The following is a 17,895-nucleotide window of genomic DNA, read 5'->3' on the forward strand; positions in this document are numbered from 1 at the left end:
CCTGGCGCATCCGGTTTGCATTGATGCCCAGAGTGACGACGCAGCAATGGCACCTCACGCGTAGGCCACCCAACCACGGAAAGTGAAGCCGGTGTAGAACAGCGTCGGCTCGGAGAAACCGGCCTCGCGCAGGATCGCCTCGTCCTGTGCAGGTGTGAGGATTTCCAGATGGTTGGTGACGGCGTTCCGCGCGGCCGCGGCCTGCTCGGGCTCGACGCCGGAGGCGGCCAGGAATGCGGAGTACCGCGACAGCCATAGCGGGCGCTCCTCATTGCCCTCGGGCGCGCTCAGATGGGCGACCACGAAAGCTGCGCGCGGCTTCAGCCGTCGGCGGACCTCCGAGGCGATGCGGCGTCGCTCCTCGACATCGACGAAGTGCAACGTCAACAGGCAGCTGGCACCGTCAAACGGTCCGCCCGGTGCATCGTCGATGTAGCCCTGATGAAGACGCGCGCGCGATGCGAGCGGGCCCAGGGTTTGCCCGGCGAGCGCCAGCATCGCCGCGGAGGGGTCCACGCCGTCGAAGCTCCAGCGCGGATGCGCTTGCGCAAACGTCTTCAACTCAAGGCCGCCGCCGGCGCCGAGGACGAGGATCCGCGCATCCTCACGCGCGCGCTCGGCCAGCAGGATCGCCGCCATCGACAGCATGGCATTGTAGCCGGGCACGAAGCGCGGCGGGCCTTCCGTGTATCGCGCCACGGCCTGCGGATCGGAGAACATGGCTTGAATGTTGGTCATGGCGTCGTCCTTGCTGAATGGGCCAATCACGCACCATGTGCGCGCATGCCCTGCTGCTTGCGGGACCCGAGGCGCTTGCGGAAATCCTCGCTCAGCATCGCCAGCGTCACCTCGCCGAGCCGCGACAGCAGCAGCGCCTCCGCATCGCCAAAGGCCTGATCGAGCGCGGCATTGACGGCCTGCTCGACGAGACAGCCGGGCGCCTCGGTCCGATTGCCCATGGCCAGCAGCGCCGGGCTGCCAAGCGCGGTGTAGACGTCACGCAGCGTCACCCTCGAGAGGTCGCAGGCCAGCGTCCAGCCGCCGCCATGCCCCTTCTCGGAGCGAACGTAACCGAGCTCCCGCAGGCCCGCCATGATGCGCCGGATCACCACCGGGTTGGTGTCCATCGCCTTCGCGAGGGTCTCGGATGTGAACGGGCCGGGTTGCTGCGCCATGTGCAGCAGCACGTGCAGCACGCCGGATAATCGGGAGTCACACCTCATGTAACTTAATATGTTACATATCTGTGTCGAAGTCAACCGTTGACCTTGCCGCACCGGTGCAACCCGCGGCGAGGCCGTACGGCAGGGGCGAAGTTCTGGATTGTCGGGACAGAGGCTGCCGGGAAACGCAGCAGGCGTTGCGTGACGCGTAGGAAAGCGGACGCGATCAGAACTTGTCCGATGATGCCATCATGCGCCTGTGTTGCCCGACGGTGCAACGGCGTTCGGCCCGACGGATCAGCATTTGCGCAATCCGCCTAAGCCATTGATCCCGCTTGAGCCGGCTACTGTGCATGGGGTTGTTTTCGAGTTTTTTGTCTTGGCGGGCCAAAACACGGAGGTCACCATGATGATTTGTCACGGTGACGCCGCCGCGCGCGAGCGCAACAATCGGCCACGGCATCGCGTGGACTTTTCGTCCTGACCTCGCGCGGCACCCGTTTTCATCCATCCATTTGTCGGAGGCGCACATGCAGGTTTACAATGTGGTCAAGTTCAAGGTGAAGCCGGGTGAGGAAGCCGCCTTCCTCGACGCGCATCGGAACGGCAAGGCCAAATGGCCGGGCCTGGAGCACGGCGTCATCATCAAGACCGGCGAGCAGACCTTCTGCCTGATCGGCACCTGGTCCAGCCAGGATGCGATGGTCGCGGCCCGAGCGGCGATGATCAAGACCCTCGACAGCTTCAGGTCCGTGCTCGAGGACCAGGGCAACGGCCGCGGCGTAACCGATGCCGTTTCGGGGGAAGTGGTGCTCGATCTCTAGCAGGCGAGCCGCGCCCGCTACTTCATCACCCGCAAGCCCTTGGTCGTGAAGCGCTGGGTCTTCTCGCCCGGACGGACCGGCCGCCGTGTGCCGGCGGCCTTGCCGGTGCCGGGCGGCTGGTGCGCGGGCACGAGCTGGTGCGGCTGCGAGCCGATCAGATCGCGGCGGCCCATCTCGATCAAGGCTTCGCGCAGCACCGGCCAATTGTCGGGGTCGTGATAGCGCAGGAAGGCCTTGTGCAGGCGGCGCTGCCGCAGGCCCTTGATCGCCTCGACCTTGTCGCTGCCGCCGCGGCGCACGCCGCGCAACGGATTGACGCCGGTGTGGTACATCGCGGTCGCCGTCGCCATCGGCGAGGGCAGGAAGGTCTGCACCTGATCGGCGCGATAACGGTTCTTCTTGAGCCACAGCGCGAGGTTCATCATGTCCTCGTCGGTCGTGCCCGGATGTGCCGCGATGAAATAGGGGATCAGGTAATATTTCTTGCCGGCCCGTTCGGCCGCCTCGTCGAACATCCGCTTGAACTTGTTGTAAGCGCCGATGCCCGGCTTCATCATCTTGTCGAGCGGGCCGCGCTCGGTATGCTCCGGCGCGATCTTCAGATAACCCCCGACGTGATGGGTGACGAGCTCCTTGATGTATTCGGGGCTCTCGACCGCGAGGTCGTAGCGCACGCCGGAGGCGACCATCACCTTCTTGATGCCCTTGGTCTCGCGCACCTTGCGATAGAGCCGGATCAGATCGTCATGCGAGGTGTTGAGGTTCGGGCAGATCTCCGGGAAGACGCAGGACGGCCGCCGGCACGCCGCCTCGACCTTCGGGTCCTTGCACGCCATCCGGTACATGTTGGCGGTGGGGCCGCCGATGTCGGAGATCACGCCGGTGAAGCCGGGCGTCTTGTCGCGGATCTTCTCGATCTCGCGCAGGATAGAGCCCTCCGAGCGGTTCTGGATGATGCGGCCCTCGTGCTCGGTGATCGAGCAGAAGGTGCAGCCGCCAAAACAGCCGCGCATGATCGTCACGGAGAACTTGATCATGTCCCAGGCGGGAATTTTGGCGTCGCCATAGGACGGATGCGGCGCGCGCGCATAGGGCAGATCGTAGACCGCGTCCATCTCGTCGCTGGTCAGCGGGATCGGCGGCGGATTGAGCCAGAGGTCGCGGTCGCCGTGACGCTGCACCAGCGGCCGCGCATTGCCGGGATTGCTCTCACGGTGCAGCACGCGTGACGCGCGCGCATAAGCTTCCTTGTCCTGCTCGACCTGGTCCAGCGCCGGCAACCGGATCACGGTCGCACCCTTCTGGCGCGTTGCGCCCTCGTCGGCGGAATCGAGATCGTCGGCGTGCAGCTCGGTGTAATCCTGGGGCACTTTGCGGAACAGCGCGACGCCCCTGATGTCGTCGAGCGCGCGCGGCGCTTCGCCGGCGACAAGGCGTTGCGCGACCTCGACCACGGCGCGCTCGGCATTGCCGTAGAGCAGCAAGTCCGCCTTGGCGTCGGCGAGCACCGAGCGGCGCACCTTGTCGGACCAGTAGTCGTAATGCGCGATCCGGCGCAGCGAGGCCTCGATGCCGCCGAGCACGATCGGCACATCCTTGAACGCCTCGCGGCAGCGCTGCGCATAGACCACGGTGCAGCGGTCCGGCCGCTTGCCGCCTTCGCCGCCGGCCGTATAGGCGTCGTCATGGCGCAGGCGGCGATCCGCGGTGTAGCGGTTCACCATGGAGTCCATGTTGCCCCCGGTGACGCCGAAGAACACGCGTGGCTTGCCCAATGCCTTGAACGGCTCGGCCGAGTGCCAGTCGGGCTGGGAGATGATGCCGACGCGAAAGCCCTGCGCCTCCAGCAGCCGGCCGATGATGGCCATGCCGAAGCTTGGGTGGTCGACATAGGCGTCCCCGGTCACCAGCACGATGTCGCAGGCGTCCCAGCCGAGCGCGTCCATCTCGGCGCGGCTCATCGGGAGGAATGGCGCCGGCTTGCGCGGGCGGGCCTGAGCCATCAGCGGCTTCTGGGCGGTAACGATCTGGGTGTCCATGGCGCCAAGGGATAGGGCTCCGGCCCCGCGAATTCAACCGACGGACGCGTGAAAGATTGAGGTTCCCTGACCGATCCGGGCGCTTCAGCCTCCGGCGAGCGCCTGCCGGACCTCGGCCGTCGTCGCCGGTTCGCCGCCATGCTCGCGCACCCTCCGGACCGCGTCCTCGACAAGGCGAAGATTGGTCGCCGTCGAACCCAGCAGCGCATCCTCGAGCCCGACGCGGATATGTCCGCCGCGGGCGACCGCATCTGCGATCAACGGTGTGAGGTCGACGCCGAGGCCGGAGATCATCCAGGGCGCGCCGCCGGCCTCCTCCTCGGTCAGCGTGACCAGTGCCGCAAGGCCATAAGGCTTTGGCGGAAAGCAGAACGCGAATTGCTGCGAGAACATGAAGCGGTAGACCGGCGTCTTCACACCGCTCGCGCGCGCCAGTGCCGCGCCGGCGCGGATGAAGCCCGGCTCGTAGATGGCGAAGGCGGGGTGAATTCCGTGGCGCCTGGCCACGCCAAGCCCGTGCCGGATGTGGGTCTCCGGATTGAGATAGGTCTCGGCCGGCTTGGCGTCCGCCGTGGTGGCGGTCAGGGTGAAGTTGACGCTGCCGGGATCGACCACGGCAAATTCGAGCAGGCCGCGCTCGGCTAGCGCCTCGATATGGGCGAAGCGCGCCTTGGGGTCGGCGATGTTGCCGCGCGCATCGAGGCCGGGGATCGAGGGATAAACGGGCACGTCGATCCTGGCACGAATGCCTTCGATGATCCGCGCATAGACCTGCCAATCGAAAGTCTGCGGTCCCCCGCCGTCATAGGCATGCGTGTGAATGATCGCGGCGCCGGCCTTCGCGCAGGCAATGCCCTCGGCGATGATTGCGTCGATCGTATCGGGGATACCGGGCTGAAGCGCGCGGCTCCAGGGTCCGTTCAGTGCCGCCTCGATCCAGACCTTCTGCATCTTGCGCCTCCCGCGCCCGTCCGAACGAACCGACGCTTGTTTTGCAGAACCGTATCATGTCGGCTGCGCGCGGTCAGCGGCATCAGGTGTGTGACGTCGTCCACATACCGGCGGGCGCCAATTACGTCATGCTCTCCTTGGTTTCGAGGGAGAGATCGATGCTCGTGGTCGACATGCTGCTGATCCTGGCGATGCTGTTCTTCCTGTTCCTGCCGATCACCGATCGCAGGACGGTGCGGATGCGGCTCTGCATGCTCTGCGCGTTGCTGGCGGTGTTGTCGGTCTCGGTCACTCGTACTTATGTCGCCCCGATGCAGCTCGCAGGCCTGGTCGCGGTCCATTGATCCCTGCAATCGTCGCATGCGGCGATCCGGCTTCTCACGGCTGCTCGCATGCAGTATTCGACGGCGCCATGGGCAAGGGAACATCAGACAGCGGCGGCGTGGCCGCTGCCGGCTCTGCATCGTCCGCCGGAGCCTGGCTCGGCGCCATCGCGCTGGTCGGCTTCATCCTGGTGGCGACTGCGCAGGCGTCGAATCAGATCCTGGCGCGCGGGCTCGCCGGATCCGTCCCGCCGTTTGCGCTCGCCTTCTTCCGCTGGAGCATCGTTGCCGTCGGGCTTGCGCCGATTGCGCTCGCCGAGATTCGTGACGGCCGCCTCGCACTTGCCAAGAACATCTGGCCGATCCTGGCGGCCGGGTTCATGGGCATGTTTCTCTGCGGCGGCCCGGTCTACGCCGCCGGCGTATCGACGACGGCCATCCATATCGCCTTGATCATGGCGCTGTCGCCGATCACCGTGCTGCTGATCTCCGCCGTGCGCGGCATGGAACACGTCGGCCCGCTGCAATGGTTGGGCACCGCGCTCGCGCTGGCTGGCGCGCTGCTCATCATCTCCGGCGGTCATCCGCAGACGCTGATCGAACTGGAGACCGCGGCGGGCGACGGCTTGGTCGTGATCGCGATGCTCAGCTGGTCCGGCTATACTCTGCTGCAATCGCGGGCCGCGCCGCGCGCGTCCCTGCTTGCGCGCATCAGCCTGTTCGCAGCCGCCGGCGCCTTGTTCTCGCTGCCACTCGCCGCCTGGGAAATGTGGACCATGCCGGCCCAAATCTTCAGCGTCAGGGCACTCGCGGCCTACGTGTTCGCAGGGATCGTTCCTGGCCTGCTTGCGTATGCCGGCTTTGCCTGGCTCGGCGCCAAATTCGGGTCGGTGCGAACCTCGCTCGTCCTTTACCTCGGACCGGTTGCAAGCGCCCTGTTGTCTTTCGCGATCCTCGGCGAGCCGCCAAAGCCGATCCATTTCGCCGGCGGCCTATTGATCCTTGGCGGCGTCTGGGCCAGCTTGCGCCGATAGTTCCATCTGGGCGCATCGTAGTTCAGACGCAGGAACCATCCGAGACGGCGAACATTCTGATCAAGGGCCCGTCTGGGCCCGGTTGCGCGCGCCTCTATTGTTTCGGCGTTCGCGGTGTCGCCTCTGGCGATGGGGGACTTGTGAGCACAGTCATAGAGAACTTGCTGTTGCGGAAGCAGAAGCTCGTGGAACAGCTCCAAAGGGCGCCGTCAGTCGAGGACCGCGACAAGATCGAGCACCAGCTCGAACAGATCAATACCGCGCTGGATTTTCTGGACAGGCCGGGATCAAGGGACGCGCGATAGGCGCGCTCACCCTACCTTGAGCGCTCTTGCGTAGACCGAGCCCGAATTGGTGATGTGCGTTGTCATCAATTCCTCGAAGGCGGCGAACTCGCCGCCTGCGAACAAATCGAGCAGCTTGCGATGCTCGTCGAACGACGTGCGTGTCCGGACGTCGATCGGCGAGGTCAGATTGGTGCGGAGTGCGGCGACGCGGCCGGAAACCAGCTGATAGGATTCGGCGAGGTAGCGGTTGCCGCAATGGGCGAACAGCGCCTCGTGAAAGGCGGCGTCGGCGCGGCCATAGGCGATGTTGTCCTTCGCTGAGACCGCCGGCTCCATCGCCGCGATCGCCCCACTCATCGAGGCGATCGCACCGTCGCGATCGTGGCGATAGGCGAGCTCGGCGGCCCTAGGCTCGAGCGCGATGCGGAAGGTGCAGAGCGCGGTGATGTCTTCCGCGCTCGGCGTGAACACGAAGCTGCCGACCTGCGGGCGGATCACCACGAGGCCTTGCGCCTGCAACTGGCCCATGGCCTCGCGCACCGGCGTGCGGCTGACGCCGAAGGAATTCGCCACCATCTCCTCGGAGATGGCGGCGCCGAGCGCGAACTCGCCGTCGATGATCGCCTGCCGCAGCCGCTGCATCACCCGTTGCGACAGCGATTTCGGCGTATCGAGCTTGAGCGAGCGCATCTGCTCTCTCAGACGACTTTGCCGGGATTGAGCAGGTGATCGGGATCGAGCGCCGCCTTCAGCGTCCGCATCAGCGCGATCTCGGCCTCGCTTCGGGCATGCCCCAGCCACTTCTTCTTCAGCGTGCCGATGCCGTGTTCGGCGGAGACGCTGCCGCCGAGCTCACGGACCAGACCGTAGATGATCGTGTCCATCTCTTCCTTCGGCTGCTGCTCGACGGAAAGGCCGGTGACCCAGGAGACCAGATGCAGATTGCCGTCGCCGATATGGCCGTAATAGACGCTCTCACAGCCCTTGATGCCGGAAGCGAGCGCCGCCTTGCAGCGCGTGACGAACTCGTCCATCCGCTTAACGGCAAGGCCGATGTCGTAGGAGATGTGCGGGCCCAGCACCTGGCCGAATTCGGCGCAGATGTCGCGCACGCGCCAGAACGCCTGCGTCTGCGCCAGCGATTGCGCCACGGCGGCATCCACCAGCAGCCCGCGCTCCATCAGCTCTTCGAGCCAGCTCTCGAACCGCGGCGCGTCCAGGCTTTCGTCGGTGCCCTGCGCCTCGACCAGCACGTAGAGGCCGTGACCCGCGCCGACCGGCGGCTTCACGCCGGCGCGATTCGTGATCACGTCCCAATAGTCCGGCCACATCACCTCGAATGCCGACAGCAGCGGGCCGAGCCCGCTGCGCGCCGCGTCGAGCAACGCGATCACTGCGGCATAGTCCTTCAGCGCGCACAGGGCGGCCATGGTCGAGCGCGGCTTCGGGAACAGTTTCAGCACCACGCGGGTGATGATGCCGAGCGTGCCTTCGGACCCGATGAACAGATGCTTCAGATCGTAGCCGGCATTGTTCTTCATCAGCTTGTTGAGGCTGGTCATGACGGTGCCATCGGGCAACACCACTTCCAGGCCGAGCACCAGTTCGCGCGTCATGCCGTAGCGGATCACGCGGTTGCCGCCGGCATTGGTCGAAAGATTGCCGCCGATCGCACAGGAGCCGCGCGAGCCGAGGTCGAGCGGAAAGAAGAAGCCGGCCTCGTCGGCGGCCTTCTGGATCGTCTCCAGCGGCGTGCCCGCTTTCACCGTCATCGTCGCCGAGGCAGGGTCGATCTCCTCGATGCCGGTCATGCGCTCCAGCGAGATCGCGACCCAGCCTGCTTCGGGCGATGCGCCGCGGCACAGCCCGGTCAGTCCGCCCTGCGGCACGAACGGAAGCCGCGCCTGCCGGCAGGTCAGAATCGCGTCGGCGACACCTTCCGCATCCACGGGGCGGATCACCGCAAGTGGCGTCTGCGGCAGGCTCGCGCTCCAGTCGTTGCAATTGCGCGCGGGCACGTCGGTGCCGATCAGCACGGCGGCTTCGCCGAGCTTGTCGCGCAGTGCGCCGAGCAATTGGTCGGGTCGCCCGACGGGGGTCACCATGTCCATGCGAGACCTCCTCAAAATCTGACTGCGCCCATGCGCGCCGTGACGCCGGAAAGAGTTTGCGTGCCTCTTGTATGTAAGGTACAAGATGAAAAGTAAAGCGAAAACAAAGCCCGGTTAAGCTTCGGAAGGTCGTTTGAGATCAGAGGCATAGTTCGGGATCCAAGCAAAGGGCAGTGTGATGACCGAGGCAATTCGCGGGTTCTGGGTGGCATCGGCGACGCCGCTGGCGGCCGACGGCAGCGTAGATTCGGCAAAGCTCGCGGCTCACGCCAAGCAGCTCTTCGGCAAGGGCGTTGACGGCGTCGTGCTGTTCGGCACCACCGGCGAGGGCACCTCCTTCAATGTCGCCGAGCGTCTCGCGACCATCGAAGCCGTGCTCAAGGCCGGCGTTGCCCCGGAACGCATTGGCATCGGCGGCGGCTTTTCCGCCATCACCGACAGCATCGCCCTCTCACGCGCCGTGCTCGGCCTTGGCCTGCGTCACGTGCTGGTGCTGCCGCCCTATTTCGACCGCGGCGTCTCGCCCGAAGGCATCGAGGATGCCTTTGCCGCGATCATCGACGGCATCGCCGACGACAGGCTGCGCGCTTATCTCTACCACATCCCGCAGACGTCGGGCGTTGCGATTCCGACCAGCGTCGCCGCGAACTTGCGCAAGCGCTATGGCAAGCAGGTTGCCGGCCTGAAAGACTCCAGCGGTGACTTCAAGCAGTTCCAGGCCTTCCGCACAGCTAGCCCCGAACTCGCCATCACCGTCGGCAACGAAGCCGATATCACCCGCGCGATCGCGGCTGGCGGTGCCGGCACCATCTGCGGCATGGCCAACGTCGTGCCCGAGCTGGTCAAGGGCATGGTCGAGGGCAAGAATGTCGAAGCGCGCATGCAGGCTGCGATCGACGTCGTGCTGAAGACGCCGTCATTCACCGCGACGCTGAAGGCCATCCTGGCGGCGCAGACCGGCGACGCCGCCTGGCTGCGCGTGCGTCCGCCGCTCCGCGCATCGTCGGACGGCGCCGCGTTCAAGCGGAAGCTCGATGAGTTGACGGCTCCTGCCGTCGCGTGAGATTTCGCACAAAATCGTGATACTTCGCCGCGCGACGTGTCGCGATCGCCACGACGGCGATTGGAGATTGCGGTTTGCTGCCGCTCTCTTCTTAGAACGATTCAACACTAGAGCGATTCAAGTCCGCCTACGGTTCTCTTCGCGCATCGTGGCTGTTAGACGCGCGAGCTTCAATGCCGTGTCTGACCTGGAAGTGAATCGAACGTGCGTGCTCATCCGGATGGTCAACGCGTCAGCGGCCATCGTCATCGTGCCGGCAAGCGCCGTGCAGGTCTTCTCATTGGAGCAGCCGTGCTGCTCGCCGAATGCCCCTCCACCACGACGACCGCGCAGGCGCAATCGGCTCTGCCGCCGGTGACGGTCGAGGCGCCGGCACAGCGGCCGAAACCGGCGCGCGCCTCGGAGCAGTCTCCACGCCGCACGCAGACCGCGGCGCGCCAGCGCAATCCCGCACCCGCAGCGCCGACGCTCTCGGAGCGCGCGGCCGCGGAAGCCGCCGCGCAGCAGGCCGCAAAGCTCGGCTACCGCGCGATGCCGAGCGCGACGACGCTACGCAGCGGCGCTTCGCCGCTGGACACATCGCAGGCGGTCAACGTCGTGCCCGAGCAGGTGTTGAAGGACCAGCTCCCGCGCAACATCGACGATGCGCTCATCAACGTCTCCGGCATCACCCAGACCAACACGCTCGCGGGCAGCCAGGACGCCGTCATCCGCCGCGGCTTCGGCGACAATCGCGACGGCTCGATCATGCGCAACGGCATGCCGCTGGTGCAGGGCCGCAGCTTCAATCCCGCGGTCGAAAGCGTCGAGGTGCTGAAGGGGCCGGCTTCGCTGCTCTACGGCATCATGGACCCCGGCGGCATCGTCAACACCATCAGCAAGCGTCCGGAGCTCTACCAGCACGGCTCGGTCACGCTGCTCGGCTCGGCATTCAATGCTTCCAAGACCGGCGCCGATGGCCTGCTCGACGTCACCGGTCCGATCGGCGACCAGGGCCTTGCCTATCGCTTCATCGGCTATGGCGCCAGCGAGGACTATTGGCGCAATTTCGGCCGTCACCGCGAGATGCTGGTGGCGCCGTCGCTGGCCTGGTACGGCCAGGACACCACGGTGCAGCTCAACTACGAGCATCGCGAGTTCATCTACCCGTTCGATCGCGGCACGGCGTTCAATCCGGTGACCAAGGCGCCGCTGGCGGTACCCGCCACGCGCCGGTTGGATGAGCCTTTCAACAACACCTGGGGCACGTCCGACCTGATCCAGGCCTCGGTCGAGCACCGCTTCAATCAGGACTGGAAGCTCTACGCCGGCTACAGCTACAACACCGAAACCTTCAGCGCCAACCAGCTCCGCATCACCGGCATCAACTTCACGACCGGCAGGGAGACGCGCAGCAACGATGGCACGGGAAGCTCGCTCAGCAACGTCAGCTACGGGACCTCATACATTTCCGGCAGCTTCTGGCTCGGCGACATGCGCAATGACGTCGTGTTTGGCGGCGATGGTCAGTATCGCACGATCTATCGCGACATCCTGATCCGGCAGACGACGCCCGCCTTCAATGTCTACAATCCCGTCTATGGGCTGATCGGACCGGGCACCACGGCGTCGAGCTCCGACAGCGCCCAGACCGACAAACTCGGCCAATGGTCGCTGTTTGCCCAGGACACGCTGCATCTGACTGAACGCTTCGCGCTGGTCGGCGGCGTGCGCTATATGGACTACGATCAGATCGCCGGTCGCGGAAAACCCTTCGTCACCAACACCAACGTGTCGCAGGACAAGGTGCTTCCGCTCGGTGGTGCCATCTTCAAGCTCACGGATCAGATTTCGCTCTGTGCGAGCTACACGCAGTCGCTGAAGCCGAACTCGACGATTGCACCGATCGGCGTGGTCATCGATTCCAACGTCGCGCCCGAGGAAGGTGTGTCGTACGAGACCGGCGTGAAGTTCGATCTGAACAAGCGCATCTCCGGCACGCTGGCGCTCTACGATCTCGACAAGAAGAACGTGCAGACGACGAAGACGAACAGCGCGGGCATCGTGGAGCTCCATACCGTCGGCCGCGCCCGCTCGCGCGGCGTCGAGCTGGACGTCACCGGCAGGCTCACCGACAGCTGGGCCTTGATCGGCAGCTATGGCTATACGGATGCCCGCGTGACGGCGTCCGAGGATCTGACATTGCTCGGCAAGAAGCTGCAAAACGTTGCCTTGAACACCGCATCGCTCTATCTGGTCTACGACTTCGGTACCGCATTGCCCGGCCAGCTCCGTCTCGGCGGCGGCGCGCGTTATGTCGGCGATCGTCCCGGCGATTCCACCAACACCTTTTTCCTGCCGTCCTATGTCGTCGCCGATATCTTCGCGACCTATGAGACGAGATACCAGAACACGCCCGTGATCTATCAGTTCAACGTCAAGAACCTGTTCGACACCGTCTACTATCCCTCCGCCGTCAACAATCTCAACGTCGCCATCGGCGATGCGCGGCGCGTCTCGCTGTCGGCGACGGTGAAGTTCTAGCCATGGCAGCGCGGCTGGGACATACGATCAAGGCGGTCCTGTTCCAGGTTCATTCCATCGCGGGCCTGGTCCTTGCGCTGCTGGTGTCCCTGATCGCGCTGACCGGCGCGGTCATGACTTTCGAGGACGAGATCGTCGATCACCTCAACGCCGGCATCATGCAGGTCACGCCGCGTCCGGCATCGGCGCTGATGCCGGATGAGCTGGTGGCGCGGCTGAAAGCAGGGCAGGACCTCGGCAAGGTCGCCGCCGTCACATTATCGAGCGATCCGTCGGCCGCGGTCCATGTCCGCTTCGGCCGCGACGAGCAGGGCGGAAGGCCGGCCTCGCTCTACGTCGATCCCTATGACGCGCGGGTGCTGGGCTCGCCCCGCGGCGAGACGTTCTTTGCGACCGTGCGCAGGCTGCATCGCTGGCTCCTCATCCCCGGCGACGGCAAGGGCTGGGGGCGTCCGATCACCGGCACGATCGCGCTCGGCCTCATCATCATGCTGGTGTCGGGACTCGTGCTGCGCTGGCCGCGTCGCGCGGGCAGCGTGAAAATGTGGCTGAAACCAAATCTCGGACTCGGCGGCCGCGCCCTGCACCGGTCGCTGCACACCGTGATCGGCACCTGGGTCCTTCCGGTCTATCTGACAATGACGCTCACCGGGCTGTATTTCTCCTTTGAATGGTACAAGGACGGCGTGACCTGGCTGTTGGCGCGTCCTCCGGTCACCGCAGCGAAGATGACGACAAAGCCGCCGCGCCCGGAAGGCCGCGCCGAGCCGGCGCCGCCAATCGGATTCGATCGGGCATGGACGACGTTCCGGCGCGAGGAAGGCGATCGGTTCTCAAGGGCCTTGCTGACGCTGCCGGCGGGGCCGGGCACGATGATACGCATCCGATCGTGGGGGAAAGCGTCGTTGCTCGAGACCACGCGCGACGAATTCCGCATCGACGCCGTCTCCGGCCAGCTGGTCTCCGCCGAGCGCTACGCCGACAAGACCCTTGGCGAAACGATCATCGCAGCCATCTACGACATCCATCGCGGCGCGATCCTTGGCTGGCCCGGCAAGCTCGCCTTCATGATGGCAGCGATCCTGATGCCGCTGTTCGCGGTTACCGGCCTCCTGCTCTATCTGTCGCGCCGCCGGCTGCGGCAACCGGCGCCGCCACTGGCGCGGCTCGTTCCGGGCGAGTGAGAACTCCAGGCGGCTGGGCGAATGCTTGGAAGGTCGCTAATCATCCACGCCGCGGCTGAACTCGTCCAAGCTATCGCTTCCGGCGCCCAAGAAGCTCTTGTCTGAACTACCGTGGAATGGTTCGATGTGCCTCGCACACGTTAAGGTGGGTGGGGACTTCGACGGAAATGTCTGAACGAGACGAAATCGAAGAGACGGCGCTGCCTGCGGTGCTCGTCAGACGCAGTGATCTGCCCGTGCCGCTGACGCATCCGGCGCGAAGCTTTTTCGGTGGACTTCCCAAATTGCCTCCGCAGTTTGACTGGCCCACAACGGAGGTCAGAGCCGACGTGGCCTTGGAGACCGTTGCACTTACATTCGTCGCTCAGATCGACTTGGCTGAAGTGCCTGGAGCCAGCTGGTCGCCGCTTCCGACGCGGGGCACGCTCTTTTTCTTCTGCAGCTCGGTTTTTGTAGGCGAAGGACATCCACCGTGTCGCGTCCTCTACAGCCCGACTGACGGAGGCGCGTATGCCGACCGCGCTCCACCGCCAGACCTGATGCCGCTGGCAGGGACCAACGGCGATCGTCAGGTCAAATGGCTCAATCCCGACGTCGATTTTCATTCCAAGGTCGAGTTCAAATATCCAATCTCATTTCTGCCGTTCCGCGACTTCTACTTCCGTGAGGATGTCGTCGGAGGCGAGCTCATGATCAAGGAATTATGCAAGGCGCTGGGTCCAGGCGGGCCGCAGGAGAATGATCTGCTTCGATTCCGAAGCGTGGCCCAATACGAAAAGGACGAGGACTGGCCTTTCAACTGGCTCCTGGTCACTTACGTGGTTCGGTCGGTCTTGTCGCACGTCCAGCGCGATCTGACGCTTGGATATTACGGCAAGCCGCTCGCCGACGAAGCAAAGGTAGAGTTGAAGCGTCTTCGCGCCAGTGCGATCGGATGGCTCGAGCGGTGTCGGGCGCTGACCCCGATGGATGACGTCAGTCCGGACCCGAAGGCGACCTTCAGATCATGGTGGATCGACGTCGTACAGACCTACAAGAGAATGGAAGGCCAGGTACGCACGTATGCGGGTGAAATCGTGGACGACCTCCGCAATGCCATCAATCATACGATCCGTTGTATGTTCACCCAGGATGTCGACGCTTCCGAAGATGCCCCTCCGAGTTACGTTATGAACCTCGTGCGGCAGAATCGTTGGAAGACGCCGGAGGCGCGAGATGGAGAATATCGCCGATTTTCCACCGCGCTTCATCAGATGCTGGGATACGGCAGCGGCCCGCAGGATGCGACCGAGGTGCATTTGGAGGACATGTTGCTGCTCCAGATACAAGGTGATCTCGCTTTTTCTAATTGGCACTCCGATGTCGGCGGTGTGCTTCATTTTTGGATCGATCGGGATGCTCTTGACCGGCGCGACTTTTCGCAAGTCGTCGCTACATATGAGTGCGACTAGCCTGATCTCTGCGCGTTGCCCTGCTCTCCGATATCGCTAGCCAACACCACCGCGATGGTTCAAAAGCCCATGGCCTGTCCTTGCTAGGGTCCATGCCATGAAGCTCCCCACCGTCACCCCCGCCGATATCCGCCGCGCCCTGCTGCTGCGCGAAGAAATCGCGCTGCTCGATCTCAGATATGAGGCAGGCTTCGCGACGGGGCATCCGTTGTTCGCGGCCAATATGGCCGTCGACCGGATCGCGATTGAGGCCGAGACGCGGCTGCCGCGCAAGGACGCGGCGATCGTACTCTATGACGACGGTGAGGGGCTGGTCGCGACCGGCGCCGAACGCCTCGCCGCGCTCGGCTATATCAATATCAGCGCACTCGACGGCGGGCTGAAGGCCTGGCGCGCGGCGGGCTATGAGGTCTTCGAGGACGTCAATTCCTACTCGAAAGCGTTCGGCGAATTGGTCGAAGCGCGGCGGCACACGCCGTCGTTCAGCGCCGACGAGGTGGCCAAGCTGATCGCCGACAAGGCTGACATCGCCATCCTCGACGTTCGCCGTTTCGACGAGTACGCGACCATGAACATTCCGGGCTCGGTCAGCGTGCCCGGCGCGGAGCTGGTGTTGCGGGCAGGGCAGGCCGCGCCGAATCCCGAAACCACCATCATCGTCAATTGTGCCGGCCGCACCCGCTCCATCATCGGAACCCAGTCGCTGATCAATGCCGGCGTGCCCAACAAGGTGCGCGCGTTGCGCAACGGCACCATCGGCTGGACGCTGGCGCGGCACACGCTCGACCACGGCGCCGACAGGCGCGGCGCGGTCGGGCCGTTCGAGGGTGGTCCGGCCAATGCGCGCGATGTCGCCTATCGTGCCGGCGTGCGCCACATCGGCGCGAACGAGATGGTTGCGCTTGTCGCACAGGCGGATCGCACACTCTACCGCTTCGACGTGCGCGACGCTGAAGAGTATGCAGCCGGCCATCTCCCCGGTTTCCGCCATTATCCGGGCGGGCAACTCGTGCAAGAGACCGACATGGCCGCGCCGGTGCGCGGGGCACGCATCCTCCTGACCGACGACAAGGCCGTTCGCGCTGACATGACGGCGTCGTGGCTGGCGCAGATGGGTTGGGAGGTCTATGTGCTGGACGGAGGCTATGACGGCGCGCTCGAGATCGGCCCGCCGCGGGTGCTGCCCAAGCCCGATCCGGCCCACCGTTACCGTCGGCCCTATGAAGGCACCGACATCGCGCAAGCCGCGATGCAGGCCTATCTCGATTGGGAATACGGCCTCGTCGAGCAGCTCCGCCGCGACGGCACGCATGGGTTTTATGTGATTTAATTCTGTTATCCGTCACCCTGAGGTGGCCGCTTCTTTAGCGGCCCTCGAAGTGCGACGGCCCGGCTGCCGGCTGCACTGGGGCCGTTCATCCTTCGAGGCTCCCGGCGCGATGCCGGCATCGCGCCACTCGCACCTCAGGATGACGGAGACAATGGTGGGATGCCAGGCTCCTCTATTACCTGCCATCTTCTCCCCGTATCCGACCCCTATTGTGTTGGGCCTCCTCCGCGGTCTAAGAGCTGCGGCAAAGCCGCCATTTCAGGAGACACCATGCCAGCCCCAGGCCAAAGCCCTGAGCGGAGCGCCAAGGCGCTGCTGCTCGAAGGCGTCAATGACAGTGCCGTGGACCTGTTCAGGAGCGCGGGCTTCACCAATGTCGAGCGGCTGACCAAGGCGCTGGACGGTGAGGATCTGCGGCGCGCCCTCAAGGGCGTGTCGCTGCTCGGCATCCGCTCGCGCACCCAGATCACCGACGAGGTGCTCGCCGCCGCCGACCAGCTGCTCGCGGTCGGCTGCTTCAGCGTCGGCACCAACCAGGTCGATCTCATGGCGGCGCGCAAGCGCGGCATTCCCGTGTTCAACGCACCGTTCTCCAACACGCGCAGCGTCGCCGAGCTCGTGATCGGCGAGATCGTGATGTTGCTGCGGCGGATATTTCCGCGCTCGGTGTCGGCGCATGAGGGCGGCTGGGACAAGTCGGCGACCGGTAGCCGCGAGGTGCGCGGCCGCACCCTCGGCATTGTCGGCTACGGCAATATCGGCTCGCAGCTCTCGACGCTGGCCGAGGCGATCGGCATGCGCGTGATCTATTTCGACCGCACCGACAAGCTCCGCCACGGCAACACCGAGCCGGTCGAGAAGCTGGAAGAGCTGCTGGCGCAGAGCGACGTCGTCAGCCTGCACGTGCCGGAGACGCCGGAGACCGCGGGCATGATCGGCGAAAAGGAACTGCGGGCGATGAAATCAGGCTCGTTCCTGATCAACAACAGCCGCGGCACCGTGGTCGATCTCGACGCGCTCGCGCGCGCCTTGCGCGACGGTCATCTCGCCGGCGCCGCGATCGACGTGTTTCCGGTCGAGCCGTCCTCGAATTCGGATCGCTTCAACAGCCCGGTGCAGGGTCTCGAAAACGTCATCCTCACGCCGCATATCGGCGGCTCCACCGAGGAGGCGCAGGAGCGCATCGGCGGTGAAGTCGCGCGAAAACTGGTCGATTATTTCATTACGGGCTCGACCATGGGCGCGGTGAATTTCCCGGAAGTGCAGCTGCATCTGCGTCCCGCCGGCGCGCGCTTCAGTCATGTCCATCGCAACGTGCCCGGCATGCTGCGGCGGCTCAACGAGGTGTTCCTCCAGCGCGACATCAACATCGCCGCGCAATATCTGGAGACCGCCGGCGATCTCGGTTACGTCGTGCTCGACGCAGATCTCGGCGGCCAGGACTCCGCGGCGCTGCTCCAGCAGATCCGCGGCCTCGACGGCACGGTCGGCGCAAGGCTGGTATTCGAGCACTAAACAACTCCACGTTCCGGTTGCATCTTGTGGCAACTGCTCTCACACTGCGGTCGAATTCGACATGGTCAAAAATCATGTCGAATTTGAACTTCAGTCG

General features: G+C 64.9%; 15 protein-coding genes. 9 read left to right on the top strand and 6 right to left on the bottom strand.

Annotated features, from left to right (window positions below; genetic code table 11):
• Positions 1 to 54 precede the first annotated feature (54 nt).
• Positions 55 to 738, bottom strand: a complete 684-nt coding sequence (locus tag IVB26_RS02885; protein ID WP_247970530.1) for a class I SAM-dependent methyltransferase — start codon at positions 736 to 738, stop codon at positions 55 to 57.
• A gap of 26 nt (positions 739 to 764) precedes the next feature.
• Positions 765 to 1,223, bottom strand: a complete 459-nt coding sequence (locus IVB26_RS02890) for an Rrf2 family transcriptional regulator (RefSeq protein ID WP_247970531.1) — start codon at positions 1,221 to 1,223, stop codon at positions 765 to 767.
• 470 nt (positions 1,224 to 1,693) lie between these two features.
• Here IVB26_RS02890 and IVB26_RS02895 point away from each other — a divergent pair, with 470 nt between their 5' ends.
• Positions 1,694 to 1,987: a DUF718 domain-containing protein gene (locus IVB26_RS02895; protein WP_247970532.1), complete on the top strand. Its 294-nt coding sequence runs from the start codon at positions 1,694 to 1,696 to the stop codon at positions 1,985 to 1,987.
• A 17-nt stretch (positions 1,988 to 2,004) separates the two neighbouring features.
• On the opposite strand, the gene IVB26_RS02900 is transcribed toward IVB26_RS02895, so the two are convergent.
• Complete coding sequence (locus IVB26_RS02900; protein WP_247970533.1) at positions 2,005 to 4,026, bottom strand: YgiQ family radical SAM protein; 2,022 nt, start codon at positions 4,024 to 4,026, stop codon at positions 2,005 to 2,007.
• An 84-nt stretch (positions 4,027 to 4,110) separates the two neighbouring features.
• Positions 4,111 to 4,977: a beta-keto acid cleavage family enzyme gene (locus tag IVB26_RS02905; RefSeq protein ID WP_247970534.1), complete on the bottom strand. Its 867-nt coding sequence runs from the start codon at positions 4,975 to 4,977 to the stop codon at positions 4,111 to 4,113.
• Between the two features lie 158 nt (positions 4,978 to 5,135).
• On the opposite strand from IVB26_RS02905, the gene IVB26_RS02910 reads away from it, so the two are divergent.
• Positions 5,136 to 5,321, top strand: a complete 186-nt coding sequence (locus tag IVB26_RS02910; protein WP_247970535.1) for a hypothetical protein — start codon at positions 5,136 to 5,138, stop codon at positions 5,319 to 5,321.
• Positions 5,322 to 5,389: 68 nt separating this feature from the next.
• Positions 5,390 to 6,334, top strand: coding sequence for a DMT family transporter (locus tag IVB26_RS02915; protein ID WP_247970536.1), 945 nt, complete (start codon positions 5,390 to 5,392; stop codon positions 6,332 to 6,334).
• Between the two features lie 311 nt (positions 6,335 to 6,645).
• On the opposite strand, the gene IVB26_RS02920 is transcribed toward IVB26_RS02915, so the two are convergent.
• The gene (locus tag IVB26_RS02920) at positions 6,646 to 7,311 is read right to left on the bottom strand and encodes a GntR family transcriptional regulator (RefSeq protein ID WP_247970537.1); all 666 of its coding nucleotides are present in this window, start codon (positions 7,309 to 7,311) and stop codon (positions 6,646 to 6,648) included.
• 8 nt (positions 7,312 to 7,319) lie between these two features.
• Positions 7,320 to 8,732: an FAD-binding oxidoreductase gene (locus tag IVB26_RS02925; RefSeq protein WP_247970538.1), complete on the bottom strand. Its 1,413-nt coding sequence runs from the start codon at positions 8,730 to 8,732 to the stop codon at positions 7,320 to 7,322.
• A gap of 178 nt (positions 8,733 to 8,910) precedes the next feature.
• On the opposite strand from IVB26_RS02925, the gene IVB26_RS02930 reads away from it, so the two are divergent.
• The 6 genes from IVB26_RS02930 (at position 8,911) to serA (ending at position 17,798) form a co-directional block, all read left to right on the top strand.
• A complete protein-coding gene (locus IVB26_RS02930) occupies positions 8,911 to 9,795 on the top strand; it encodes a dihydrodipicolinate synthase family protein (RefSeq protein ID WP_247970539.1) in 885 nt (294 codons plus the stop codon).
• A 204-nt stretch (positions 9,796 to 9,999) separates the two neighbouring features.
• Positions 10,000 to 12,318, top strand: coding sequence for a TonB-dependent siderophore receptor (locus IVB26_RS02935; RefSeq protein ID WP_247970540.1), 2,319 nt, complete (start codon positions 10,000 to 10,002; stop codon positions 12,316 to 12,318).
• Positions 12,319 to 12,320: 2 nt separating this feature from the next.
• The gene (locus IVB26_RS02940) at positions 12,321 to 13,502 is read left to right on the top strand and encodes a PepSY-associated TM helix domain-containing protein (RefSeq protein WP_247970541.1); all 1,182 of its coding nucleotides are present in this window, start codon (positions 12,321 to 12,323) and stop codon (positions 13,500 to 13,502) included.
• A 167-nt stretch (positions 13,503 to 13,669) separates the two neighbouring features.
• The gene (locus IVB26_RS02945) at positions 13,670 to 14,953 is read left to right on the top strand and encodes a DUF1963 domain-containing protein (protein WP_247970542.1); all 1,284 of its coding nucleotides are present in this window, start codon (positions 13,670 to 13,672) and stop codon (positions 14,951 to 14,953) included.
• A gap of 97 nt (positions 14,954 to 15,050) precedes the next feature.
• Positions 15,051 to 16,283 (top strand): rhodanese-like domain-containing protein, encoded by a 1,233-nt coding sequence (locus tag IVB26_RS02950; RefSeq protein WP_247970543.1) that lies wholly within the window; start codon positions 15,051 to 15,053, stop codon positions 16,281 to 16,283.
• Between the two features lie 270 nt (positions 16,284 to 16,553).
• Entirely contained in the window at positions 16,554 to 17,798 is a 1,245-nt protein-coding gene (gene serA / locus IVB26_RS02955) for a phosphoglycerate dehydrogenase (RefSeq protein ID WP_247970544.1), read from the top strand.
• Positions 17,799 to 17,895: the final 97 nt, after the last annotated feature.

The organism is Bradyrhizobium sp. 195 (assembly GCF_023101665.1).
Lineage (GTDB): Bacteria > Pseudomonadota > Alphaproteobacteria > Rhizobiales > Xanthobacteraceae > Bradyrhizobium.